Source organism: Methanosarcina mangrovi (assembly GCF_052057765.1).
Lineage (GTDB): Archaea > Halobacteriota > Methanosarcinia > Methanosarcinales > Methanosarcinaceae > Methanosarcina.
The window spans coordinates 3140665-3165931 of sequence record NZ_CP195120.1 but is presented as its reverse complement, the minus strand read 5'-3'; the positions used below and the strand labels follow the sequence as shown (position 1 = coordinate 3165931).

Below are 25267 nucleotides of genomic sequence, written 5' to 3'. Positions count from 1 at the left end.
ATGAAAGAATCAGCAACTTTCATAGCAGCGGCTGTAATTACCATATTTTTAACCGGCTGCATCATCATCACCCATGATTTGTCAACCGGTTTTAGACAACCGTTGGCGGAGCTTACGGGTCATCACTGGATATCCGTGAGCATAATAACGATAATATTATTCGTGCTCTCTTCCGGGCTGCTGCTGGGCTCGAAGAGTGTGAGAAAGTCCTTGAGGGTTTACGATGCAGGTTTGTGGTCGACTGCACTGATGGTCGTGACCCTGATCCTGATTCTTGGAATCCTTGCAGAGTTGACCGTTCGCTTTCTAATGGAGTGAGATCCAATGTTTTCATGCTGGTCTGGAATTATTTTTTTCGGAGGTAAGATGTGAGGCAAAAGGGTCTGGTAGAGTCTGGATAAGTATAATCCCGGCTGTATGGCTGAAACTCAGAATTTATCCCGTGCTCTGGATGATTTGAGAATTCCGACTTTATGGTTAAGCATCGGGTGATAAAATAAAAATAACTTGACGCATCTTAAATCATTGGGGGTTATTATGACGGTAGTTGATCCTGTTTGTAAGATGAAACTGGATGAGAAAGATGCAAGGTTCAAGAGTGAGTACAAAGGAAACACGTACTACTTCTGTGCCCTTTCGGATAAAAAGAAGTTTGATGAAAATCCGGAGAAGTATATCGAGTTCTGAGGGTGGCAGGTATGAGGAACCTGGAACCGGGCAAGATGGGATGTGAAAGCAAGTTAGCTATCTTCAGGTCAGAGCACAAAGGCAGAGCGTACTGTTTTTTCAGCTTTTCCTGCAGGAAGTTTGACGATAATCCTGTGCAGTATTTTAATTCCCGGGGTGGCGTATGAAGATAGTAGTAGCAGACCCCATATTCCTGACGGAAGAGTACAAAAAGCGGCTCGAAGCGTTGGGCGAACTCGAAATTTACAAAAATGTGCCTTTCTCTCATGACGAATTCATTGAGAGAATAAAGGATGCTGAAGTTGTAATAGTAGGAAGATACGGAGTTGACGCCAAGGCTATAAGTTCTGCGCCCAGGCTAAAGCTTATCTCTCTGTGGCAGACGGGCTTCGATAATGTAGATCTGGAGGCGGCCACTGATAACGGAGTGATTGTTTCGAACGTCCCCAGTTATGCCTTCGAGTCGGTGGCGGAGTTTGTCTTTGCTTTAGCCCTTAATCTGCACAGAAGAGTCCATCTGGCAGATATGAACCTGCGAGAAGGATTATTCGATTGGAGGTACTATGTGGGCAACCAGCTCATGAGCAAGACCATAGGCGTGCTGGGAACAGGTGAAATAGGTAAGAGGGTGATACAGATCGCACACGGGTTCAACATGAATGTGCTCTCTGTAACGGCTCACCCCAGTCCTGAGAGGGCAAAGGCTCTGGGAGTAAAGTTCGTCGATCTGGGCACTCTGCTCTCAGAGAGCGATATAGTCACACTGCATGTGCCTCTTACACCCGAAACAGAGCATATGATAGGTGCGAGAGAACTGGCAAAGATGAAGCCAACTGCTATATTGATTAACACTTCCAGGGGAAAAGTGGTTGATGAAATAGCACTCATAGAAGCTCTTAGGGAAAAAAAGATTGCCGGAGCAGGGCTGGATGTCTTCGAAAAAGAACCTCTACCAATGAATAGTCCGCTTCTAGTGATGGATAATGTAGTCTTGACTCCGCATATTGCATTTTTGTCTGAAGAATCTCTGGATGAGTGCACTTATGTCAGTATTGAGAACGTGGAGATGTTTGCGAAGGGAAAGCCCCAGAATATTGTGAACCCCTCGGTGTTAAAAGGTTAAGGAGTCTGCAGATGGCCAAACAGCTCAAGCTCCAGATTCTTAACGTTGCCCTTTTTCTCTTCCTCACGGTGCAGTTGTTACTAGGCATAAGGTTATGGTTCGTCGATTTGTTCGGATGGGAAGATTCAAAGAGCTTAATGAACTTGCACCTGATAACGGGCTTCAGTCTGGCCGTACTAGTACTTGTGCATATTTCCATGAACTGGTGGTGGGTGAAGTCTCAGTTCGGATTCTCAAAATGAGACCGAAAAACTGAGTGTGGTTTCCCTCTGTTACCAGGAGTAGAGGTTCCGGAACAATGTAAATGTAGTGTCACAGTTAAGCAAATATTCCATGCACATTATTCTTATAGCATTCAGTAAATTTATTAGATAGAATAATCTGGATAAATATTGGAGTTGAAACGATTACTCAGAAAACCATAAAAGTCGAAGGCATGTCCTGCGGGCACTGTGTAATGAGAGTCAAAAAGGCAATTGAAGGTGTACAGGGCGTACAGAAAGTAGATGTGAGTCTTGAGAACAAACAGGCTGTTGTCGAGTTCGACGAGGGAAAGACCGATGTCGAGAAAATCAAAGCTGCGATAAAAGAAACCGGGTATGAGCCCTTCTGATCTTGAATGAGGCGTTCGACCCTCTAAATAATGAGTCTTAAACGACTCAATTTTTTGGGTTCGAGGAATTCATTATATAGTAAAAGGTACAGACTTTTATAACATGGGTAAAGCGTTTATTTTAAAGCAGCTGATGGTCTGGGGGTGAATTCATCGGGGAGACAACGCTTGTAGTGGACGACATGATTTGCAGGTATTGCAGAGACACGGTTACCAGGCTTATAGCCTCTATTAATGGGGTTTCTCATGTAAACGTAAACGTCCCTGAAAGAACGGTAAATGTAACCTATGACAGCCGGATAACTGATGCGCATGTCATAAGGATGACCCTGCTTGAAGCAGGTTATAAAAATATCTGGGAAACTGTAAAAGCTTTTTGAGCGGACAGGCAGTCTGAAAACTCTGGATAGGCGGCATATCCGATGAAAATTACGCCAGGAGTTTGCAGCATGATCTGTGGTCACTGCCAGAAAAGGGTAGCAGATGCTATTTTTTTCATGAAGATGTATATTTTGGGGGTAAATAAGAGTTAGAAGGTGTAATTGTTAATTGACCCTCAAAAAGTCAGTCTGAAGATATAACTAAGGCTATTGATGAAGCTATTTGAAAGGCTGATGTTTGCACGATATTGAAGAAAATACCGGGATAACTACGTGTTTTCCTGATGTATGTCATCCCGATTCTCGACCCATTGTATCAAAGGAATAACTGCCTCACAAAGATTTTTTCCATCTTCTGTCAAATAGTATTCAACCCGTGGAGGTACCTCGGCAAATGCTTCCCGGTGGATCAAGCCTTCTTTCTGAAGTTCTTTTAGCATATCCGTGAGTGTCTTGGGACTGATCCCTTCAAGAGCGCCCATGAGGTCGTGGAATCGCAACCTTTCATGATGTCCGAGGGCGCTGATAATGAGGATAGCCCACTTTTTGGATATTGTGGTGATAATTCCTTCGAGAGGGCACAGGCAAATCCCATTACTATTCTTTTTCATAGTTACTTCATCACTATAAACTTGATATTATTAATACTATCAAAATTATTGTGATTATTAATAATAAGTGCTATTATTTAAAGATTTTTTATTATTGTTTACCTTTTTGAAAAGGCAAAAAAATAAAATTTTTTATAGAGGTGACTGGATGAAAGTTCTTATATGTGGTAAAGGAGGTAGTGGCAAGAGTACGATCACTGCCATGCTTGCAAAATCTATGGCTAAAAGAGGTTACAACGTGCTTGTAGTGGACAGTGATGAATCAAACTTCGGGCTTCACAGGCAGCTTGGAGTTGGAATGCCCGAAGATTTCATGAATTATCTGGGGGGAAAGAGAAGCCTGGGAGAAAAATTGATGGGGGCATATCAGAGAGGCGATACTTTAAGTCTTTTTGAAAATAAGTGGCAAATATCCGACATTCCTGAGGCTTACACTGTAGAAAAAGAGAACATAAAAGTAATGGCTATCGGCAAAATTCACGATTTCGGGGAAGGTTGCGCCTGTCCTATGGGCGCACTTGCAAGAAATTTACTGACTAATATTGAAACTACATCCGAAGACCTGATACTTGTGGATACGGAAGCAGGGATAGAACATTTCGGAAGAGGGGTTGAAGAGGGATGTGACATTGTATTAATGGTACTTGATCCGTCTTACGAATCTATCCGGCTCTCCGAAAAAATAAGAGAACTTACGGAAAAAGCCGGAAAACCATTCTATTTTATTCTTAATCGTGTGGATGAAGTGGGAATTCAGTTAATGATGAAAGCTTTGGGCAAAACTAATCTCCTGGCTTCAATTCCATCGAGCCCGGAAGTTTTTCAGGCGGGCTTTGCTGGAGACGAGTTAAACGTTGAACTTCCGGAAATCGAATCAATCTCAGATTTTTTAGTATCAGGACCCCAATCTTGAAAAAAAGAAGACAATTACAATAAGTGAATATTATTAATTGATTTCTTAGAAATATAGGACTTACAAAGTTGAACTGAAATATTGAGGGCTTTAAACCATTAAATGCCTAGATGCAGTGTTTTAAATTGCAGCGTTTACTTATGTGTTTTTTTGCCCGGTGCGTAAGTCCTATTTTAAAAGTTTTAATAGCCTTATTTCAACGATTTAAAAGCTATTCTTTCACGGTTTGGGATTGAATTTTCTATCCATTTTATTGGATTAATAATACTGTTTGAAAAAAAATATTAATTTTGTTAACTAAAGTTCGATGGAAACTGGTGGTAATATGATATTGGAAAATTTTAAGAGAGAATCGCTGATACCCTTGCCGGTGGTATTTATATCCACTATCAGTGAAGACGGTATTCGAAACATAGCTCCATATTCTTGCGTTATGCCTGTTTTACGCCCACTGGATTTAGTTTGTGTTGCTTCAGCGAAAATGAGAGACACATATGCTAATATTAAAAGTACGGAAGGGTTTGTTCTTAATATGCCTGGCGTTGACATGGTGGATAAAGTGATACCAACAGCCATGCATGTTTCTTTCAATGTTGATGAATTTGAATTGGCCGGTTTAAAGGAAAGACCTTCAAATAAGGTAAAAGCACCGGGGATTGAAGGCTGCTATGCATGGATGGAGTGCAAATTGCATAGTATACATGAAGAAGTATACGGTGGCTTCCCTTATCTCCTGATTCTTGGTAAAGTAGTACACCTTGAGGTGGAAGATACTATATATAACAAGAAAGACGGTTCGTGGGATATAGAAAAGGCTAAACCCTTGATGATGACAGGATCAGACCGTGGGATGCATTTCAGCACTGCCAGCGATATAGGTAAATTTGAGCCTTTTGGAGCTATGTTTGAGGACGGTAAAGATCCATTATCATGGATGCATAAAGAAAAGGAAGTACAATAATACAGGTAGAAGTTGTTGTGTAATTATTGGGGATTAGAGTCTTTTGCATTCAGGTTAAAGCTCTATACCTGTAAATTCTGGCTTTCTGGATCCATCCATCGTCGTGGAGCTCCATTCAGGTTGAAGCTTTCATTCAGGTTGAAGCTTTATACCTGCAAATCCCCGCTCTATACAACGTCTACTTGTATAATTTTCATACTATTTTTATGAACTCAAAGTTATTGTTTCTAGCATATAATTGTAGATAGAAACTTTGAATCAATAAACTATAAAGGTTGAAGGAATATCCCGCAAGAAGTGCGTGATTGGAGTTAAAAAGCAATTGAAGTCTTTGAAGGCGTACGGAAAGCGGGAGTGAACTTTCTGAAAAAACAGATTATTGTTGAGTATGATGAAAAGAAGGCAGAGCTGAAGAAAGTTAAGGCCGCTATTCGAGAAGCCGGATACGAATCCTTACAATTATCATGTAACTTATATATATCATCTGTTTCAAAGACTAATTATATTGAAAGGCACAAATTCTAATTATATGGGTGAAGCCCCTGTTTGAATAAGTTGGTTATAAATTAGTTGTGTATGAATAAATATTGGAACCCGGAGAAGTTATATAACTCCAAGAGTTCCTAAAAAAACAGAGTAGGCGGCATATCCGATGGAAGTTACGATAGGAGTTTATGGCATGACCTGTGGTCACTGCCAGAAAAGAGTCGCAGATGCTATTTCTTCTCTCAAGGGCGTGGAGTCTGTAGATGTCAATCTCGACGCCGGGAGTGCAACTGTTATTTTTGATCCTGGGAAGGTAAGCCCTGATGATATTAAGGCGGCTGTCCAAAAGGCCGGGTATTCTACAGAACCCGAAGTAGAAACTGAAGAGGAGACCCAGGTAGAAACCACAGAACCTGCCTGGGGAGAAGCACCTGCAGGGCCGGTTTCAGAATCTTCTGAGGGGGATTTAGAAGGATCGGAAACGGGTGTGGAAGAGGGAACGGAAGAGAGGGCCGAAAAGGGAGAGGAAGAGGAAGTCGAAGAATCCTCTCAGACGTGCCCTCTGACAGAAACGTGCCCCCTCCCCCTGGTAGAAGAAGCAGAAAAAGAAGTATCCCGCGCTTCAGGTCAAAAAACAGGTTTAAAAGAAATCACCCTTGGAGTTTCGGGGATGTCCTGCTCGGCCTGTGCCCTGAACATCGAGAAAGTCCTGAAGAAAAAGGAGGGCGTGGACTCCGTAGCCGTTAATCTGGAACTCGGCAGGGCAAAGGTCAGCTTTGAGCCTTCCCTGATCTCTCCTCAGGAAATTGAAGAGGCTATCGAATCCATAGGATATAAAGTTGAGAAAGATAAAGTAACCCTGAACCTCCAGGGCATGAGCTGCGCCTCCTGTGCTGCAAACATTGAGAAGGTCCTCAATAAAACCGATGGCGTAATCTCGGTTTCCGTAAACTTCCCGCTTGAAAAAGCTTTTGTGGAATTTGACTCCTCCCGCATCTCTGTTCGGGAAATAATTGCCGCAGTTCAGGGAATAGGGTACGGAGCCTCTGTCCAGGCTGAAACCGTGGAGTACGAAGACAGAGAACAGGTGTCAAGGGAAGCTGAGATTCGCAGGCAGAAAAATAACCTGATAATTGCTCTTTTGCTGGGCATTCCTGTCTCCCTCGGAAATATGAGCATGATGCTTCCCTTCCTCTCCTTCGTGCCCTCAATCTTTTCCAACCCGATAGTACTTTTTGTACTGGCTACCCTTATCCTGCTCTTTCCGGGCAGACAGTTCTTTGTCGGGACTTTCAAAGGCTTCAAGCACGGCGTAACCGACATGAACCTGCTGATTGCTGCAGGGACCGGGTCAGCTTATCTTATCAGTGTAGCGGCAACCTTCCTCAACCTGGGTCCGGGCTATGACGTTCTCTATTATGACACGGTCGCTTTCCTGATAATTTTCATAGTCTTTGGCAGGTACCTTGAAGCAAAAGCCAGGGGCAGGACCTCAGAAGCCATCCGAAAACTGATGGGGTTAAGGGCTAAAACCTCCCGGATCCTTGTGGACGGCGAGGAAAAAGAAGTCCCTGTAGAGGAAGTCGTTGTCGGAGACATCGTTGTGGTCCGCCCCGGAGAAAAGATACCTGTTGACGGGGTTGTAGTTGAAGGAAGCTCTGCAATAGACGAATCCATGATCACCGGGGAGAGCATCCCTGTTGAAAAAGGTACAGGGGACATGGTTATCGGGGCTACCCTTAACAAAACAGGCTCTTTCAGGTTCAGGGCTACAAAGGTCGGAGCCGATACAGCCCTTGCCCAGATAATCAGGCTTGTAGAAGCAGCCCAGACAAGCAAGGCCCCCATCCAGAGGATCGCAGATGTTTTTGCCGGCAACTTCATCGTAGCCGTCCATATAATTGCCCTTCTGGCTTTCTTCTTCTGGTTCTTCATCGGTTACTGGCGTTACGGGGTAGGAGAGTCCGCAGGTCTCGGAGGGATAAGTCCCTTCCTTTTCTCCCTGCTTATAGCTATCACCGTCCTTGTAATCTCATGCCCCTGTGCAGTTGGGCTCGCAACCCCCGCAGCTATTATGGTCGGAACCGGCAAAGGCGCGGAAAACGGGATTCTGATCAAAGGCGGGGAAGCCCTTGAGCGGGCGCATAAACTTAACACTGTCGTGTTTGACAAAACCGGGACCCTGACCGAAGGCACTCCGAAACTTACGGACGTATTTGCAGTTTCCGGTCGCGAGGAAAGTGAAGTGCTTTTCATTGCCGCAACGGCTGAAAAAGGATCCGAGCACCCACTGGGAGAAGCCATCGTAAGAGGTGCAGAAGAAAGAAAGATCAGCCTTGCCGGGGCAAAAAACTTCCGTTCGATTCCCGGAAAAGGAATCGAAGCCTATCTTGAAAACCGGAAGATTCTGCTCGGAACCCGCAAACTCATGGAAGAAAACTCAATTCCTTTTGGGAGCCTGGAAGCTGAGATGCTCAAATTTGAAGAGCACGGGAAGACCGCAATGCTTGTAGCCTTCGGAGGCGAAGCCATAGGGCTTGTTGCGGTTGCCGATACTCTGAAAGAGAACTCTAAAGAGGCAGTCGAGACCCTGAAGAAAATGGGTATCGAAGTGGTCATGATAACCGGAGACAACGCAATCACAGCCGGGGCAATTGCAGCTGAAGTCGGGATCCCGAGAGTGCTTGCCGAGGTGCTGCCCGAAGACAAAGCAAACGAAATCAAAAAGCTCCAGACGGAAGGCAAACTCGTCGGCATGGTAGGCGACGGAATTAATGATGCCCCAGCCCTTATCCAGTCCGATGTGGGAATCGCTATGGGAGCGGGTACGGATGTGGCAATGGAATCGGCAAAAATAGTGCTTATAAAAAATGACCCTCAGGATGTGGTCGCAGCGCTTAAACTGAGCCGGCTCACCATTAATAAGATCAAGCAAAATCTGGCCTGGGCCTTCGGATACAATACTATAGGCATCCCTATTGCAGCAGGGATTCTGTACCCGATTTTCTACCGGATTCTGATTACGCCGGAACTTGCTGCCGCTTTCATGGCATTGAGTTCGGTTTCCGTAACAACCAATTCCCTGCTGATGAAAAGAAGCAGGATTAAATAAGTTCAGGGCAGATATTTTTGAAGCTGAATAATTTAATTTAGAGCAGATTTGAATAAAAGAAAAGCCAAAAAACGCATGCATGAGAGATATCTTACTAACTTTTCTGCATGCGTACTTTCAAAACTCCTCCGATGAACCTGTTAAAGGTTAAGTTTTCGGGAATTCCGAACATGCATTTATTGATGGTGAATTCTATGGTAAAATTCGGATCCAAAGACAAAAGGGCCAGACTCGTGTTAATCTCAAGTATTGCTACCTCGCTGGTGCTGATGAACCTTTTTCTGCTTGGGACTCTGTTGGCTAACATGTACCGGGGAGAAGTAGCCTACACTATGGTAGACATCGCTGCGGGTTCTATTTTTGTTTTAGTGATCACCATGATAATCTCCCTATCCCTCTGGCCCAGGATAATTGACAGGCTTGAAAGCAGAGAAAAAAAGAAGTAATGAACATCAATTTTTTGAGATGGACTGAAGAAGAAAGACCACTCGCCTGCATCGAGCGCGACAAAAACGACCCAGTACAGCGAATAATGTTACGGGTCAGAACTATTTTTTATTAGTCCTCTTGAGCGCAGCGAAACGGACCGTGCACTGTTGCGATTGCACCACAAATTTTGAAAAATCTCCGATTTCCTGTGATCTCGAGGTGCAATTCGGGAAGCTTAACTCGGACGGCTCAACGCGGATAGTAACCCAGGATATTACCATGTAATGAGGGGCAACCTACTGATTTATATAACAACGAATTTACCTACTGCCATGAACAATGGCAGTATCAGAGCAAATATTAAAGAAGGACTAAATGTAGGAATTGTCTTAAAACAGGATCAGAGAACCGGAAAAATTACCCGGGGCATTGTAAAGAGAATTTTGACCAATTCTTCAACCCATCCGCACGGGATAAAAGTTCAATTAGCTGACGGGCAGGTTGGAAGGGTTAAGGAAATTTATTAAAAGAGTTGTGATCCATTTCTTTCTAAACATCATATGTTGACTCATACTTGTAGAAAAACTATTCCAAACAGGCGAAATATGCATGTCAAATAACCTTCCTTAGTCAAGATCATGCTTATAGCTTCAGGGCCAGCTTCGTAAATGGCAAGAGTCTCTTCACGCGTAAGCATAATAACGAAACAAAAAGGATTCAGTTTATATCCTATTTTCCTCGAAAAGAGGAAGAATTGTAATCTTTGAAAAGCTACCCTCTCAGCCTACGTTTGTTTTATGAAAATGCAGCTCTAAAAAAGCTGCTATCCTTTATACGAGTTACAAAAGAACATTACAACTGTAATATCATACGTGCTGAAAGAATGTATGAGGCATTTAGTATTGCTTCTCCTACAAAAACTCCCAATAGGCACTTAAATATATTTACTCTTAAGGTAGATCCAACATAAATTATTAAGTCTGTTGGGACAAGGGGAAAAAAACTCCAGGCTACAATGATCGGAATCTCATGGTCTTTGAATCCATTTCTTATTTTTTTAATGTATTTGTCATATCTGATTTCAAAATATAAATCAAAGCCTATATACCTAGAAAAATAATATACAAGAGTAGATGAAACCAGTATTCCTAGCATGTTTAATATAAAAAGCTCGATAGGGTTGAATATAATAATTCCTGCTAGTAGAAGAGGAGTAGAGGGGATCATAGTAAGCCCTCTAAAAGATAATAAAAGGAAATATGTTATAAGAACAGCTAGGTAATGATCTTTAACTAAGTTTTTAAGGAAAAGTAGATTAATTTTATCTGGAAAAATGACGTATAACATCATTCCTCCTATAACCACAAGTATCCAAATAAAAAAGACAGTTTTTTTTTGTTTCGTATTAGGGTTATTTAATTCTATTTTCATTTTTCAGACCTCTATTTTGGCCTTCTCTGACTGATTATACTGGCAGATTGGTCGTCTTTAAGAAGTCTGCTATTATTTTCAACGATTTGATTTTCTTTCCAAGTAATCGTAACGATGCAGTCTTGATTCTGAAATATTCCATAAAACGTATGGATCGATCGATCCTGAGGATGCAGAATATCATAGACGACAAATGTGACATCAGAATCTTCAAGACCGTAGTAATTCTCATAGAGTGAAATCAAGTCATCATGAGAAGTTAACGAGCTATTAAGGTATCCTGAAACAAATTCCTCACTTGAATAAGTGCGTAAATTAAAAATTATTGAGTTGTTTATCTCACCTTGAAACATTAAACTAGATGCGTTTAAATTAGATGAGCTGTTTTGGGAAATGATTCCATAAAAAGTAGAGCTCGAGTTATTATCAGGATTTTTTAGTTTACTAAATGTAACAACCCGAATGTCAGAGTTTTTAGCCACATAATGAGTTTTGAAAAGTGAAATAAAATTGTCTTGCGGAGTTAGCGTTGTATTAAAATGTTTTGCTGCAAATTCTTCTTTTGAATAAACTTGATAATCAAAGTTATTAGATTCAGATCCGCTCCACTTAAACAATAAATGGGCATAGGTATTTAGAAATATAGGAAAGGATACTATAAAAAGACCAGTTATAAAAACGAGTAACGAAATAATTAAAAATGTGTTGATAAATGTTTTTAGGGCTTTTTTCATTTACTGATCTTCCAATTGACTGATATGGTTCTATACTCGTTGTCACTCATTATTTGAAAATAGCATTTAAATTTTTCCGTTTGTTCGGTTAAGTTGTAAAAAAATTATGAAAGGGGCTCATTGAAATTGGCAGAAATTAAAAAGTCATCATAACCAGTAAATCCCTCTTCTTAAAATGCCCTAAAAAAGTTATGTTCCATTTCTTTCTAAACATCATCTGCTGACGTTATATTAATCAAAAAGCTATTCCAAGCAGGCGAAAAATGCAAAAAAAGATAATTGTAGAAGCAAACACGCCAATTGTAAAGTATAGTAAATTTTTTATTTTTCCGGGCAGATTTTCAGTGTTGCAATTATCTATTATGAATTCCAGAAGGGACGGGCCAGCAGGATACATCCTTACTTTGAAATTTTCTCAAAGAACTTAAGATTTTTGTTTTTAATATGACTTTTCGATACCAGACCAGATTCTGCAACATCCGGCGTCATTTTCCTGAGTTTAGCAGCTTGAACAGGAAATAATAGATTCTGGTTTAATCGAAAAATGTTAAGAAGCGTGAAAATCCTTTCCACGGCTTCTTAAGATCATTTTTTCTTTATTTTTGACATCACATTCTGTTTTACCAGTTGCTCGTACTTTTTCCAGCTGTTTTCATCTATTTCGGGCATTGAGATAATGTGAGCCTCGCTTCTTTTCTCCCTGGCGCAGGAATCAATCGCCTTCTGGATGGTTGCAGGGTCTTTATTTCCCACAAGGTCTATGACTTTTATCTCTCTGAGAAAGCGAGAGATTGCAGTCATTGGGATTTCGTTTAAATAGGGAAGGGGAGAATTTGAGCCGGCGATTTTTCTTGAACCCGCCATTGTTGAAACTCCGTTTTCGGCAAGTGCTATCAGGGACTGGCCGGCGAAGTGAGCGCTTTCCGCTCCGCAAACTACCAGGCAGTTTATGTTCGGGTTTGCAAGTACATTGGTTATGATCTTTTCAATCCCGAAGTTTTCAGTGAAACAGGTTCCGCAGATTGCATAGTTTTTAAGTCCCCATGCCGTGTAGTCAGATGAAAGAGTTACCACAGCTACGTTCGAATTCTCATCTCCTGTTACGTAGTCTCCGGGGGTCACAGGCCATTCCATATTTTCACTCCTAAGCTCGTTAATTGTTCAAAATAAACCGGTTTTCTACTTTCGATCAGTTACCAGAATTTATTCTCTGGGTTCTCATTGAAAATAGTTTCTTTTTTTATTTTATTAATTTGAATATTTTCTTGAATCAAAGTTTGCGAACATATTCTGGGTATGCTAGTTTTCTCAACTTTAATACTCAGGAAATTTCCGAGTACTCTCCTTCTTACAGTGCACGGAACTCAAGAATTCAATCAAATTCTCATCGGCATAAGATCAAATTAGAATCTGAACCCAAGCAAATTCCAGTTATTGAGCCACCAGACAAATGCCAGCAAAGCCATGACCACCAGACTGTAATGAATTCTTTCAGGATAACTCCAGTAGTTATCTTTCCATGCAAGGACTGCGAATACGACAGATCCCAGCGCCAGAATTGCAGCTATCAGGGCGATTGCCAGCAGGAGTATCAGGAAGGTAGAGACAGAGTATATAAATTCTATATTTGCCAGTTTATCCTGGAAAAGGAATTTTAACCCTGTCAGGAACAGAAGGTTAATCATGCTGGCTCCGCCTGCAAACAATCTGGCGGCTCTGACAGGTTTTTTGGGCTCTCGAGGAGAGTGCCTGATAATCAGGCTTATCGGCCAGATGAGCGTCGATAAGAAAAGGAGAATGCAACTTCCCAGCAGGAAAAGGTTAATGCTGAGATCATCTTGCCAGGGCACTTTCTCATAGGCTGCTGTGGGATCCAGTTTTATGAAGAGATAATTTATGTGGCCCTGGCTATCTTTGCCAAAGACCAGGCCGTCCCGGGAAGGCAGACCATCAGCCGGACTGAAGGTCAGCGGTTTTATTTCTACCCATTCTTTTGACCCCCCGGTGATCTGAGAAATTATGAGGGTGCTGTTCGGGCCCGGAGATATCCGTATCCTGTCGGAGAGAGAAGTTAATTTTTCAAAGTTAGTGTAAGCGTTCCTTGTTGGGCGATAGTTGCCAGCAAAAAGACTTGCATTCTTTTCAAAGCCGGAGATGGGTTCTGGGACAGGGGGGGGTGGCATGGGGTAGTAATGATCCATAAAAGTCTGCAGTAGCTCAGTGGCTGCAAATTCGCTATCTTCTTCGTTCAAGGAGATAAAAAGGCCAAGTTTGCTTTCTGGTATTAGCGCCAGCTGGGTGTGGAACAGGATAGTGTCGCCTCCATGCCCTATAACTCTCGGATTTTCCGGATTTATCTCCAGGAATCCGTAAGTTACACCGTTGACCCCTGGAGCGTTCGTGAAGAGGCGGCTATGCATTTGCTGTGCTGTAGCCTCCTGCAGTATACGCTTATCGCCATACCTTCCGTTTTGAAGATGGGCAATCATGAATTTCGCCATATCCTCAGAGGTGGAACTCATAGAACCTGCCGGCCAGACCTGCACGTATTCAAATGGCTTGGCTGTGTAAGCGTTATTCGAATAGGCATATCCGATGGACATATTCGAAGCCAGTCTGGCCGGCAGGGGCTGGTCGAATGTCGTATTGTTCATATCCAGCGGAAGCAGGATATTCTCTTCCACATACCTATCAAAAGGCATTCCAGATACCTGCTCAACAATATATGCAGCCAGAGCGGAGCCATAGTTAGAATAGGCGGTTAGTTCTCCGGGAGGGCGCACTCGAGCAGGCATTCCCTCTTTCAGGTACTCCTCGAGCGGCATAATGTCAGTTGAGTTGTGCACAAAAAAGCGTCCACTGATAGCTAAATCTTCGAAACCCGATGTATGGGACATAAGGTTCTTGAGAGTAATAGGCCTGGAATAGGTAGAAGGGACCTGGAAGTCCTTGAGATAAGTGTTAACATCGGCATCAAGGTCCAGCTTTCCCTGTTCAGCAAGCTGCATCACTGCCGTCCATACGAAGAGTTTGCTGACAGAGCCCACACGGAAAAGAGTTTGATTTCCAACGACCGGCTGGCGTTTATCAATGTCGGCATAACCATAGCCTTTGGCAAAAATGATCTGGCCGTCTTTGACCACAGCCACGGTTGCTCCGGGAATATGATTGGCATTGAGCTGTGCATTTACAGCCCCATCCATGAAAGCTTCCAGCTCTGCTGAATTTGTTGGCCCGCTGGCGTTTGAGGTAACATCCGAATTTATAGGAGAAGCGGATGCTGCACTGAAAGTCAGGAAAACAACTACCAGACCAAGGGTAAAAATGAATGTTTTTCTTCCCGGCCCGATTGCTGAGCACCCTGATGAATGAGTAATCGAACTTATGCTGCGGTTGTGGTAATTCCGATGCTTCATCATCCTGCACCATCTGGTAATTTATATGCTCAATTGTTTCTGGAAGTATCAGCTGAAATTTTATCAACTACTACTTTATCAACTACTATTTCCTTCGACTCCGGCTTTTTCAATTTTAACGAGCCTGAGTGAGAGGAAAACGACCAGATATATGATTGCAGCTGCGATCAGGAAAGCTATAACTCCAAGCTGCGTATAAAGCAGGCCTCCTGCAAGAAGGCCGATTATGCTTGCGAGACTGCTCGCGCTCATCGCAAAGCCCTGAACCGAACCCTGATATTTTTTTCCTGCGAATTTTGAGAGGATAGAGAGGATGGAGGGCCACATGACCCCGTTCCCGAATGCAAAACAGACAGCTGCCAGATATAAGAGGGCCAGGTTTCCGGGGATTATCAGGATGAACTGCAAGCCCAGAATAAAGCCGCCGACTACAACCAGGATCGACTCCGGATATCTTTTTGCAAGTTTTGCGAGGACCGGGCCCTGCACAAAAGCCATTAGTATGCTGATTACGGAAAAGTAGATCCCCAGTTCGGCAGGGTTCCATTCAAGGGCAACAACAGCAAAGACCGGGAATGCAGTATAATAGATATTGAAGCCCAGAAAGATAAGAAAGTAAACAACCAGCATAAAAGGAATGTATTCAAGCCTGAAAATCTCACGGAAGGTTACTTTGTTTCCCGCCTCAACCTGATAACACTCTTTTTGTTCCTGTCCGAAGACTTTTCTTATGCCCGTGGGTTCCGGGTATTCTTTAAGGGTGCAGGACCGGGAATCCGGAAGCAGAAAAAGCACGATGAGAGTCCCTACAACTGAGATTAGCAGGGCTACGGATACGGGTAAGAGTTCGCCGTAGACCGTCGTTCCAAGGACTCCTGCAAGGGCAGGGCCAAAGACGTATCCCAGATTTGAGGCAACAGACATCCTGCCATAGTTTTTATTTCTCTCTTCTTCGGGAGTAAGATCTGCGAGATACGCATTGGCAACAGATACATTTCCTCCTGTAATGCCGTCAAGAGCCCTCGCAAAAAAGAGCGCTAGCAGGGGAAGGGTAACCGTAAAAACGCCCAGCAGGTCAGAACTGACGTCTATCAGGGGGGTTACGGGAAAGAACAGGGCGACAAAAAAAATGACCCAGGCAATAAGGGTCCCGATCTGGCTCAGTAACAGGATCTTCTTCCTTCCGTAAAGGTCTGACCACCTGCCAAGGATGGGGGCTCCAATAAGCTGAAAAGCCGGGTAGGTGGAGGCAAGTATGCCATAGACAAGGGCATTTCCTCCGTATTTTGTCACAAGGAATACAAGAAAAGTAAGTATGATGCCGAACCCGAGGGTTCCGATAAACGTTATGGTATACAGAGGAAAAAGTGCCTTCCCATCTACAAAGGGAGTTTCCGCATCCGATTCCATTACAGAATACTATGCTGGTTCTATGCCTTATAGTATTTCTTTTCCAGAATTTGGAGTTTTTGATCCCGGTCCGTTTTAAATCTACTGCAACAACATAGCTTCAGTTTACAGAAAAAGGGCTGTTTTGAAATTTTTGAAGCCTTCCGCAAGTCTTCTGCAATTTTTCCGCAGTATTCTCACTTACCGCGAATTATCCCGGGTGTAAACAGCTTGGCAGGTTTTTCAGGGTTTTAAACCCGGGAATAGGAATTTAAAACCTTTTAAAACACTTAAAAGGCCTTCATTATCCATAAGGCTCATATTACATCTTTTACAATGCATAAAAGAGTAATAAAGGATAAATGTCTGCTTATATTTAACTAAAATCCCTGTATGTATAATAAAGGAGCTCATATCTGCCCTTTATGGAATCTGAATTTCACAGATCTTTTATCAAGGAAAATAAAGTATTATCAAGTTTTAAAAGTATCAATTCTTTCCGGTAATAAAACTATTGCAAAAAGTATACTTATATTCTAATTTTACAATATGAAGTACTAACCCAAATTGTTTTTCAGGCACAATGAAAGTCTTTGAAACAATCCCTGGGAATTAAAAGATCTTTAAGAAAGAAGGAAATAAAGGTCTTTAAAAACTCGAAGGAATAAAGGTCTCAAAAACAGAGGGAACTAATCTCCAAAAAGTAAGTACTCCAAAAACATTGAGAGAAACCTGAATGTTAAGGGCACATCATCCTGAAACGGTGGCATCTGTTGCATCCATATTGATGTCAACGATCCGATCCTTCCGGAACCTCGCAGCAGAAGCCGCCCGTTATCCCGTAAAACAATATTTCTCGCACCTGGGCAGGTTGTCACAGGGCAGTTGCGGGATTAAAACCCTTAATTAAGCGGTCTTAGGCGGTGTCAAAGTCCGGTTAACGGGGTTAAACCCTTAACAATAAGTATTTTTCAGGCAACACCTGTAGGGCGGATTCAGGGGTTGCCTGGAATATCTTTATTTCTTTATTTATTATTGCTTCACTTATTATTGCTTTACTTATTATTGCTTTACTTATTATTGCTTTACTTATTATTGCTTTACTTATTATTGCTTTACTTATTATTGCTTTCTGACTTCCTTATTGCTTTACTGACTTCCGGATGATCATCTACTCCAACATTTTTATTTTTTCCATATCTTTTGTTTTCTCTACTTTATCTTTCCATTTTTGTTTTCCGCTTCTTTTATAACTCCTCTCTTCCAGATTTCATATTATCCATTCTTTCCTTTCAGAATGCAAAATATGAAATTTTCAACTTTTTTCCGTTTTCAGTGAGGACTGAAACCGTTCTCCCGGCATGCAGGATACAGAAAAGGCAAAATGATGTAGAGGGTGCAGTTCAAAGTATTTTATTGATTTCGAAATCTTCTTTATCCTGAAACCTGTATTTGCTTCTCTATGCCAAAGTCATACTGGGAAACGGTTCCCGGAAAGAACATACCTTCAAGCCTTGAGCTTTATCCCGTAGTTTACAGCTATCTGCAGGAAGGCTATAAAATTCTCGACATCGGATGCGGTTTTGGAAAAATTAGCCTTGAACTTGCTTCTTCTGGATATTCGGTGACAGGGATAGATATAAACTCTGAAGCTGCCAGGCTTTCAAGAGCTGTTGCAAAAAGCCTGGAACATGATCGAAAGATGGAAGGAATGACTGAATTTGTGGTTGCGAATGCTATTGATCTTCCTTTTCGAGGCTCAAGTTTTGATTTTGCAGTCATGCAGGCCTTTTTGACCTCTGTACCGGACCCGCAGGCAAGAACCAGGATCATTCAGGATACTTTCCGAGTTCTGAGACCCGGAGGTTATCTTTACCTTGTGGAATTCGGCCAGAACTGGCACCTTAAGCTTTACAGAAAGCGCTACCTTCAGGATTTTCCGGTTACAAAAGAAGAAGGTTCTTTCCTTGCCCTTAACCCTGAAACAGGAGAGGTTGAATTTATTGCACACCATTTCTCCGAAAAGGAGCTTGTGTTCTTGCTGGTGAACTGCGGGTTTGAGATTGACTATTTCAGGGTCGAAGAGCTCAAAACCAGAACAGGTAACAGAATTAACGGGTTTGTAGTTGTGGCTAAAAAGCTTTGAACCTCGGGATACCGGTATTCTTTCTCCCGGGTACAAAAACTTCATAGTTCTGTTTGCACAAACCCATTTCAAGCGGGGTAATCCAGGCATTCGGGTCGATTATGTGACTCTATCATGTGACTCTATCGCTCAGGTGAAGCCCGATAACTCCTGCAATTACAACAATAAGAGAAACCATTTTAAAGGCGTTGGCAGGTTCTTTGAACCAGAAAATTCCGACGACGGTGATAAGAGCAGTCCCTAGCCCGGCCCATATTGCATATGCTATGCTCACATCTATTCCTTTAAGGGCAAAAGTAAAGAGAAAGAAACTGATAGCATAGAACACAAAAATCAAAATCGAAGGGAGCAGTTTCGTGAAGCCTTCGGATAATTTCATGCAGGTGGTCCCGCACACTTCAAATGCTATTGCCAGTAGCAGCAGGTAATAGTAGTTCATCAATGGATTATTTTCTTCTATTTATTAATCAGTTCTCTGGTTCATTATATCTATCTTCCAACTATTTGCTTTCCCAGGTCTGTAGCTTTGTCTATCTATGTCGTACCTGTTATCGGATATGTCGATATGTAGAATATGTCAAATATGTCGATTTGTCGGATATGTCGGATACTAATATATATTCTTTTGAAAGTATGTCGGAATATCAAAATATATTCGAGATTTCAGGCATAAATAGGGGAAATCAGGCACAAATCAGAAAGATTTAAGGTTCAGTTTATTTATCCCGAAAAAAGATTGAATTTAAGGCGGAATGGGGTTTTAGAGGGCTTGGAAGGATTTTTCTCAGACTTCTTCTCACTTGAGATAGATTTATATATTATAATGTCTTGGGTCATATTTGCAGTAAAAATAAAGAATCATATAATCTGTTATTAAAAACTTCATTTTTGTTTTTAATAAAAGAATGTATAGGATCTTATTTTTATAGCAACTAAGAGGTTATCCGCTATAAGCGGAGGTGAAACAAGAGTGAGTTTTAATGACAGAGGGAATTCCTACCGGGGGAGAGACAGCAACCGGGGAGGCAGAGACGGCGGCAGCCGCGGAGGTTTCAGAGGCGGCAACAGCGGTCCCAGAGAGATGTACCCAGCAGTTTGTTCCGACTGCGGTGTAGAGACCCAGGTTCCGTTCAAACCGACTGAAGGAAGACCGGTTTACTGCAGGGACTGCCTTCCGAAACACAGGAAGTTCTGAATTCCATAAATTCTAAAATTTTCTATTTCAAGCTTTATATCTGGAAACCTGCTGGTAATCGGGTTTCCAACTTTACTCATTTATTTTCGAGTCAAGTTTTTAATTTCAACCTCTGTCTTTAAGGGAGATAGATCCCTGTTTCCTGAATTCTGCTGATTAACTTTATATATCATAAAAAGGTTGTAGAACTAGTAAAAATAATGAGAAATATAATCTGTTATTGAAAACTCCATTTTTGTTTTAAATAATAAATTATATCCAATCATATTTTTATGAGCATGTGTACCGCTGAAAGCGGAGGTGAAACAAAAATGGGTTTTAATGACAGAGGAAACTCCTACAGAGGAAGAGACAGCAACCGCGGTGGCAGCAGAGATGGTAACCGCGGAGGTTTCAGAGGCGGCAACAGCGGCCCCAGAGAAATGCACAAGGTCGTCTGTTCTGACTGCGGCGTTGAAACTGAAGTCCCCTTCAAGCCAACTGAAGGAAGACCGGTTTACTGCAGGGACTGCCTTCCAAACCACAGAAAGTTCTAAATTTAAATTTCTCAATACAAGGTGTTGTTCTGTAAGATCTTACAGCAACACTGCTCCACTTTTTAATCTGTGTTTTTTGCCTTATACTCCAGGTGAAGGGCATCGGAATCCTCAATTATCGTGAATTTGTTTGTTGAGTGCCGAATTACTTAAAATTGTCACTCAGATGTCAATCAAAAATTATATATCAGTTAAAATTTATTAATACTTATAATCTGGATAATTTTTAAACCTCTTTTATTCAGAGGATCACGGATTGGGTCGACGAGATCTCTGAAAAGTAGTTTTTGAGGTCTCAGATTTATGTTGAATTTCAGGCATTTTATGTTTTTTTATAGGTTCTTAACTTCCTATCCATTTATGAACCTGCAAACCAAAATGCCTATCGTGAATCGATAATTGTAGAAGCTTTCACCTCACCCTGAGGGTGTCATAGAAGAAATTAAGGTCGATAATTAAAACCGGCGTCTAAACCCGGGGAATTCAAAATCAAAAATTCAAAATCAAAAAATAAAATCAAAAATTCAAATCCAAAATAAACAAACGAGGAATCAACCTGGCTAATTATAGAAGCAATATGAGAAAGAGAAGAGAAGGATCAGCTGCACCCAGTACTCAGGAAGTAACAAGGGTACGCACTCCACGCAAGGAGAACCATGAAGTACTGGCAACGGTAGGAAGCCTCTTAGGTTCAAAGAGGGTCAATTTACAGTGTATGGACGGCGTTGTCCGAATGGGCAGAATCCCCGGATCCAAGAACAAGAAGATGTGGATTCGTGAAGGGGATGTTGTAATTGTCACTCCGTGGGAAATTCAGGATTCCAAAGCCGATGTCATCTGGAAGTATACAAGACCTCAGATTGAGTGGCTTGAGCGCAAAGGCTACCTCAGGTAACTGACTAAATAATTGTACTAACTAATAAAAATAACTGCCCTGATAAAAATTGGTTTTAACCAGCGAAACGGTTAAACCTCTCATTCCCCTTTTCAATAATCGAATTACTAAGAACTACCTCCCGAGTTCACTATCTTTTCACATCCTGTTTATCCTTTCCCGTTTTTTCGGCAATCCTTTTTATCTTTTCTCAGATTGTACTGTTTTACTAATATGCCAGTTCTACTTGCTTACAGGGTTTCTATTCCATTTATTACCCCGGATTAACACGACGCATTACGCTCTCCTACAGATAGTACCACTGCCTACTATGGGAGGTTTTTTCTATTAGTCCTGCTTAAAATCAGAAGGTTTCGTTGAAAAAATATTAAATCATGGAGAGATTGCGTGAAAAAATTTGAATACAAATGTGTCCCAATTCTGAAATTAGGCAGAGGAACTACGGAAGACCTAAACAGATATGGGGCTGAGGGCTGGGAGTTGGTTTGTGTATGGGCTTTCTGGCACTACCTGAAAAGAGAAACTGAGTAATTAAAGAAGCCAGGTTCCATTATTTCCTGAAATGTAACTGGTCAAAAAATCTGTGGAGCTTAAATCTCAATCATTTGCTCTCAGTAAGGAATCCGGACGACTTGGTTTAAAAACAGACGGCTTCAGATGAAAAATATTTTTATAATTGTTTTTAATTTTTATGAGTAAAATTTATATAATTTGACTGTATACTAGGAGCATTAAAAATAAAGAGACGTATAATCTGTTATTAAAAACTAATTTCTGTTTTTAATCAAAGAGCTCTATACAATCTTATTTTTAAGCAAATGACTATCCGTTGTAAGCGGAGGTGAAAAGAAAATGGCTTTTAATGACAGAAATTCCTTCCGGGGAAGAGACAACAACCGGGGAGGTTTCGGAGGCCCGAGGGAAATGCACAATGCAACCTGTTCCGACTGTGGCGCTGAAACTCAGGTTCCTTTCAAACCTGATCCCGACAGACCGGTCTACTGCAGGGACTGCCTTCCTAACCACAGGAAGCCCAGAGAGAACCGCTACTAAATCCGAACTTTATTTCGGAATTCTTACTTTTATAGAGTGTGTCCGTCCTGCCTGCATGAGGAGGCAGACGGATCGATTCTTTTTCCATTACAAATCTTTTAAAGTTTTCAATCCTTTCAGATTTACTTTCAATTGTTACTTTAAGTATGATTTTTAGTTGTTACTTTAAGTATACTGTTTGAGCAGGGGAGTTTTAGCCTAATCAACATACTGAAATTTTCTTTTCTTTAATCTCTTCTTTTTATGAAAACATTTATATAATTTGAATGCCATGTTAGAACTGAAAATAAGGAGACGTATAATCTGCTATTAAAAACTCGTTTTTGTTTTTAATCAAAGCGCTCTATACAATCTTATTTTTAAACTGATGGATCTCTGCTGAAGGCTGAGACGAAATAAATTTGCAGAAAATGCTTCCTTAGCCACAGGAAATTCTAAAGATAATCTGCGTTGAGTTTTTTGCAGTTCAGTTTGCATAATACTCAATTCACTTTTCACTTTTATCTTTCGTCTTTTGTTCTCGCTTCATTTTTCTGCGAACTTGCCCCGAATCAAACATCCGACATCCAGCTGAAATGGTGTTATTCGGTTTGAATGGTTAAGGATTTTCTTTTACCATGTTTCCGGAAGGAAACGTAGAGGGGGCTGAAAGCAAGGTCTTTCACGGTAATAAATGCCAGGATGGAGGATGATGATGAAACTGGAAAAAGTGAGAGAACTAAAACAGGCAACTAAAACAGGCTAGAGAAACCATCAAAAAAAATTATAGAATAAACATAGGAGGAATTAATCTGGCTAATTATAGAAGTGTTATTAGAAAAAGACAATCAGGATCAAATAAGCCCGTAAGCTCGGGAGATAACCAGGAAGTAACAAGAGTCCGAACGCCACGTAAGGACAGAAATGAAGTCCTGGCAACGGTAGCAAGTTTACTCGGCTCAAAAAGGGTCACGCTGCAGTGCATGGACGGGGTTGTCCGCATGGGCAGAATTCCAGGTTCCAAGAAAAAGAAAATGTGGGTCCGTGAAGGCGATGTTGTGATCGCAAACCCCTGGGAAATTCAGGATTCCAAAGCCGATGTCGTCTGGAAGTATACAAGACCTCAGGTGGACTGGCTTGAAAGAAAAGGGTACCTTAATTAAGGTCACCTCATAATTCTTTTACTTCTTTACTTTTCCGAACCTTTGATCTCGAAGAGTCTCGATGATCACAAAAAGCTACTAACTCATAAATTAGAAGCTTTACTGGACTTTCCTTTGTTTTGTCTTTTCTGTTCCCTGTCGCCCTGCTTTTTGTCTTTTCTTTACTTCAATTGTTTTACTCTGTATTTCTTCGCCGAATCTCAGAATTTACATACAAGGTTTCCGAGCTCTATAGAGAAAGTTTCATAATTTACAGAATAATCAATAGGGCATTCGATGACCACCAATTTGTTTAAAGAAAAGGCTTTTTCGAGAACTTCCGAAAGATCATCGCCTTCCTTTACCTTCAAGCCCTTTGCCCCGAAACTTTCGGCAAAGAGGACGAAGTCAGGGTTTCCGTAGTCCAGGGCAAAGTCTTCAAAGTGCATTTTCTTCTGCTTCCACTTGATGAAGCCGAAGGCATTGTCATTCAGTATGAGGACAACAAGAGGGATCCCATAACGGATTGCAGTTTCAAGCTCCTGACAGTTCATCATAAAGCCCCCGTCTCCGCAAACGGAGAGTACACGACGCTCAGGGTGGAGAAGTTTTGCAACAAGCCCCGCTGAGAACCCAGCCCCCATTGTGGCGAGGGCATTATCAAGCAGCACGGTATTGGGGGCAAAAGCCTTATAGAGTCGGGAGAACCAGAGCTTGTATATTCCGTTATCAAGAGCGATAATGTCTTCTCGCCCGAGCACCTTTCTCACGCTCTGTACAACTGCCTGAGGTAGGGGCGGGTAGCCTTTCCTGAAAGGAGAATTAACTTTTTCTTCAATGAAGATCCTTGTGTTTTCAAAAAAAGGAAAGTCCCTCTTTTCCGGAATTCTTGCGGCAAGCTGCCGGATAGAAGAGGCGACATCGCCTATTACTTCCACCGAAGGGTTGAAATACCTATCAGGTACGGAATCTACGAAATCTAGATTTATGATCTTTTTATCCAGATACCTGTTCCACAGGTAGGGAGGGTATTCTACGATATCGTAGCCAACCGTTATTATCAGGTCTGCCCCGTCGATCCCGCAGTTTACATAATCTCTTGCATGGATCCCGGTAGCAAAGAGACTGTAAGGGCAGTCATCAGGGACAACTCCTTTTCCCATCTGTGTATGTACAAGGTAGATGCCGGTCTTTCTTGCAAAATATTCGAGCTCTTCAGCGACCGCCTTTCGGTTAGCTCCAGAAGAAACGATGATTAAGGGGTTTTCAGCTTCACGGATCATGTCTGCTGCCATTTCAACAGCTTCAGGGTCAGGAGAGGGAGTTTTGATCTCGCTCCGCTTCTGCACAACTGCGTCGGTCTCTTCGCCAGCCACGTCCTCAGGAAGCTCGATATGTACAGCCCCCGGCTTTTCGGCTTCCGCATGTTTGAACGCATTTCGGATTACGGTGGGGATCATCCCCGGGTCGGAAATAGAGACTGCCTTTTTGCAGAGCGGTTTCATCATCCTTACGACATCTACAAGCTGGAAACGGGCCTGCCAGTTGTCTACCAGCGCTTTTTGTCCGGATATGGAGATTAAAGGAGCTCCTATAAGCTGCGCCTGGGCAACGCCTGTGACGAGGTTTGTTGCTCCCGGGCCGAGGGTTGAAAAGCAGACCCCTGCTTTCCCTGTTAGCCTTCCATAAGCTGCAGCCATAAATGCGGCAGCCTGTTCATGCCTTGTTATAATCAGTTTGATATTCGAGTTTCGCAGAGATTCGAGAAAGGCAAGGTTTTCTTCCCCGGGGAGTCCGAAAACATATTCTACACCTTCCTCTTTTAGCTGGGCAACGAAAAGGTCCGAAGCTTTCATAAAAAACCCCTATTTATTAATATATTCAAAATATTATTGCATCTCTAATATCAATCTTTACCCTGTTATCAATTTCGTTTCAGCTACTGCTAAACTCATATCGCTGCTGAATTCACATTACTGCTGCTAAATGCATATGCTGCTGAACTTCTATAACCTGAAAAATAACATGAAAATTCG

29 protein-coding genes are annotated in these 25267 nt (G+C 42.0%); 21 read left to right on the top strand and 8 right to left on the bottom strand.

What is annotated here, in order from left to right; genetic code table 11:
- From ACSAZL_RS14115 to ACSAZL_RS14085, 7 genes are all read left to right on the top strand, one after another.
- The gene (locus tag ACSAZL_RS14115; protein WP_440945271.1) at positions 1-318 is read left to right on the top strand and encodes a hypothetical protein; all 318 of its coding nucleotides are present in this window, start codon (positions 1-3) and stop codon (positions 316-318) included.
- A 219-nt stretch (positions 319-537) separates the two neighbouring features.
- On the top strand, positions 538-687 hold the full coding sequence (locus ACSAZL_RS14110; protein ID WP_440945270.1) for a YHS domain-containing protein: 150 nt from the start codon (positions 538-540) through the stop codon (positions 685-687).
- An 11-nt stretch (positions 688-698) separates the two neighbouring features.
- Entirely contained in the window at positions 699-854 is a 156-nt protein-coding gene (locus ACSAZL_RS14105) for a hypothetical protein (RefSeq protein WP_440945269.1), read from the top strand.
- Entirely contained in the window at positions 851-1810 is a 960-nt protein-coding gene (locus ACSAZL_RS14100) for a 2-hydroxyacid dehydrogenase (RefSeq protein WP_440945268.1), read from the top strand. Before ACSAZL_RS14105 ends, ACSAZL_RS14100 begins: the two co-directional genes overlap by 4 nt.
- Before the next feature lie 11 nt (positions 1811-1821).
- Positions 1822-2052 (top strand): hypothetical protein, encoded by a 231-nt coding sequence (locus tag ACSAZL_RS14095; RefSeq protein WP_440945267.1) that lies wholly within the window; start codon positions 1822-1824, stop codon positions 2050-2052.
- A 215-nt stretch (positions 2053-2267) separates the two neighbouring features.
- Complete coding sequence (locus tag ACSAZL_RS14090; protein ID WP_440945266.1) at positions 2268-2423, top strand: heavy-metal-associated domain-containing protein; 156 nt, start codon at positions 2268-2270, stop codon at positions 2421-2423.
- A gap of 182 nt (positions 2424-2605) precedes the next feature.
- Entirely contained in the window at positions 2606-2803 is a 198-nt protein-coding gene (locus ACSAZL_RS14085; protein WP_440948857.1) for a heavy-metal-associated domain-containing protein, read from the top strand.
- 269 nt (positions 2804-3072) lie between these two features.
- On the opposite strand, the gene ACSAZL_RS14080 is transcribed toward ACSAZL_RS14085, so the two are convergent.
- Positions 3073-3414 carry a winged helix-turn-helix transcriptional regulator gene (locus tag ACSAZL_RS14080; RefSeq protein WP_440945265.1) on the bottom strand — a complete coding sequence of 114 codons (342 nt, stop codon included), beginning with the start codon at positions 3412-3414 and terminating at the stop codon, positions 3073-3075.
- Between the two features lie 148 nt (positions 3415-3562).
- On the opposite strand from ACSAZL_RS14080, the gene ACSAZL_RS14075 reads away from it, so the two are divergent.
- The 6 genes from ACSAZL_RS14075 (at position 3563) to ACSAZL_RS14050 (ending at position 9842) form a co-directional block, all read left to right on the top strand.
- A complete protein-coding gene (locus ACSAZL_RS14075; RefSeq protein ID WP_440945264.1) occupies positions 3563-4327 on the top strand; it encodes a nucleotide-binding protein in 765 nt (254 codons plus the stop codon).
- Between the two features lie 307 nt (positions 4328-4634).
- Entirely contained in the window at positions 4635-5288 is a 654-nt protein-coding gene (locus ACSAZL_RS14070) for a flavin reductase family protein (protein WP_440945263.1), read from the top strand.
- 354 nt (positions 5289-5642) lie between these two features.
- Positions 5643-5813, top strand: coding sequence for a hypothetical protein (locus ACSAZL_RS14065; RefSeq protein WP_440945262.1), 171 nt, complete (start codon positions 5643-5645; stop codon positions 5811-5813).
- 127 nt (positions 5814-5940) lie between these two features.
- Positions 5941-8886: a heavy metal translocating P-type ATPase gene (locus ACSAZL_RS14060; protein ID WP_440945261.1), complete on the top strand. Its 2946-nt coding sequence runs from the start codon at positions 5941-5943 to the stop codon at positions 8884-8886.
- A gap of 194 nt (positions 8887-9080) precedes the next feature.
- Positions 9081-9332 carry a hypothetical protein gene (locus ACSAZL_RS14055; protein WP_440945260.1) on the top strand — a complete coding sequence of 84 codons (252 nt, stop codon included), beginning with the start codon at positions 9081-9083 and terminating at the stop codon, positions 9330-9332.
- A gap of 315 nt (positions 9333-9647) precedes the next feature.
- Positions 9648-9842 carry a YwbE family protein gene (locus ACSAZL_RS14050; RefSeq protein ID WP_440945259.1) on the top strand — a complete coding sequence of 65 codons (195 nt, stop codon included), beginning with the start codon at positions 9648-9650 and terminating at the stop codon, positions 9840-9842.
- A 325-nt stretch (positions 9843-10167) separates the two neighbouring features.
- On the opposite strand, the gene ACSAZL_RS14045 is transcribed toward ACSAZL_RS14050, so the two are convergent.
- The 5 genes from ACSAZL_RS14045 to ACSAZL_RS14025 all read right to left on the bottom strand — a co-directional run bounded on the left by ACSAZL_RS14045 (position 10168) and on the right by ACSAZL_RS14025 (position 16306).
- Positions 10168-10746, bottom strand: coding sequence for a TVP38/TMEM64 family protein (locus ACSAZL_RS14045; RefSeq protein WP_440945258.1), 579 nt, complete (start codon positions 10744-10746; stop codon positions 10168-10170).
- An 11-nt stretch (positions 10747-10757) separates the two neighbouring features.
- Positions 10758-11480 (bottom strand): hypothetical protein, encoded by a 723-nt coding sequence (locus tag ACSAZL_RS14040; RefSeq protein WP_440945257.1) that lies wholly within the window; start codon positions 11478-11480, stop codon positions 10758-10760.
- Positions 11481-12065: 585 nt separating this feature from the next.
- Positions 12066-12614: a tetrahydromethanopterin S-methyltransferase subunit A gene (locus tag ACSAZL_RS14035; protein WP_440945256.1), complete on the bottom strand. Its 549-nt coding sequence runs from the start codon at positions 12612-12614 to the stop codon at positions 12066-12068.
- Between the two features lie 269 nt (positions 12615-12883).
- Positions 12884-14896: a serine hydrolase domain-containing protein gene (locus tag ACSAZL_RS14030; protein WP_440945255.1), complete on the bottom strand. Its 2013-nt coding sequence runs from the start codon at positions 14894-14896 to the stop codon at positions 12884-12886.
- Between the two features lie 78 nt (positions 14897-14974).
- The gene (locus ACSAZL_RS14025; protein ID WP_440945254.1) at positions 14975-16306 is read right to left on the bottom strand and encodes an MFS transporter; all 1332 of its coding nucleotides are present in this window, start codon (positions 16304-16306) and stop codon (positions 14975-14977) included.
- Positions 16307-17021: 715 nt separating this feature from the next.
- Between ACSAZL_RS14025 and ACSAZL_RS14020 the strand changes: the two genes are divergently transcribed.
- Positions 17022-17195 carry a hypothetical protein gene (locus tag ACSAZL_RS14020; protein WP_440945253.1) on the top strand — a complete coding sequence of 58 codons (174 nt, stop codon included), beginning with the start codon at positions 17022-17024 and terminating at the stop codon, positions 17193-17195.
- Positions 17196-17747: 552 nt separating this feature from the next.
- Positions 17748-18431 (top strand): class I SAM-dependent methyltransferase, encoded by a 684-nt coding sequence (locus ACSAZL_RS14015; RefSeq protein WP_440945252.1) that lies wholly within the window; start codon positions 17748-17750, stop codon positions 18429-18431.
- Positions 18432-18543: 112 nt separating this feature from the next.
- On the opposite strand, the gene ACSAZL_RS14010 is transcribed toward ACSAZL_RS14015, so the two are convergent.
- The gene (locus ACSAZL_RS14010; protein WP_440945251.1) at positions 18544-18870 is read right to left on the bottom strand and encodes a DMT family transporter; all 327 of its coding nucleotides are present in this window, start codon (positions 18868-18870) and stop codon (positions 18544-18546) included.
- A gap of 531 nt (positions 18871-19401) precedes the next feature.
- Here ACSAZL_RS14010 and ACSAZL_RS14005 point away from each other — a divergent pair.
- From ACSAZL_RS14005 to eif1A (ACSAZL_RS13980), 6 genes are all read left to right on the top strand, one after another.
- Positions 19402-19626 carry a CxxC-x17-CxxC domain-containing protein gene (locus ACSAZL_RS14005; RefSeq protein WP_440945250.1) on the top strand — a complete coding sequence of 75 codons (225 nt, stop codon included), beginning with the start codon at positions 19402-19404 and terminating at the stop codon, positions 19624-19626.
- A 311-nt stretch (positions 19627-19937) separates the two neighbouring features.
- Entirely contained in the window at positions 19938-20162 is a 225-nt protein-coding gene (locus ACSAZL_RS14000; protein ID WP_440945249.1) for a CxxC-x17-CxxC domain-containing protein, read from the top strand.
- Between the two features lie 577 nt (positions 20163-20739).
- Positions 20740-21057 carry a translation initiation factor eIF-1A gene (eif1A, locus tag ACSAZL_RS13995; protein ID WP_440945248.1) on the top strand — a complete coding sequence of 106 codons (318 nt, stop codon included), beginning with the start codon at positions 20740-20742 and terminating at the stop codon, positions 21055-21057.
- A gap of 387 nt (positions 21058-21444) precedes the next feature.
- Positions 21445-21588 carry a hypothetical protein gene (locus tag ACSAZL_RS13990; protein WP_440945247.1) on the top strand — a complete coding sequence of 48 codons (144 nt, stop codon included), beginning with the start codon at positions 21445-21447 and terminating at the stop codon, positions 21586-21588.
- Between the two features lie 321 nt (positions 21589-21909).
- Complete coding sequence (locus ACSAZL_RS13985) at positions 21910-22110, top strand: CxxC-x17-CxxC domain-containing protein (protein WP_440945246.1); 201 nt, start codon at positions 21910-21912, stop codon at positions 22108-22110.
- A gap of 812 nt (positions 22111-22922) precedes the next feature.
- On the top strand, positions 22923-23252 hold the full coding sequence (gene eif1A / locus ACSAZL_RS13980; RefSeq protein ID WP_440948856.1) for a translation initiation factor eIF-1A: 330 nt from the start codon (positions 22923-22925) through the stop codon (positions 23250-23252).
- 200 nt (positions 23253-23452) lie between these two features.
- On the opposite strand, the gene ACSAZL_RS13975 is transcribed toward eif1A (ACSAZL_RS13980), so the two are convergent.
- Positions 23453-25087 carry an acetolactate synthase large subunit gene (locus ACSAZL_RS13975; RefSeq protein ID WP_440945245.1) on the bottom strand — a complete coding sequence of 545 codons (1635 nt, stop codon included), beginning with the start codon at positions 25085-25087 and terminating at the stop codon, positions 23453-23455.
- Positions 25088-25267: the final 180 nt, after the last annotated feature.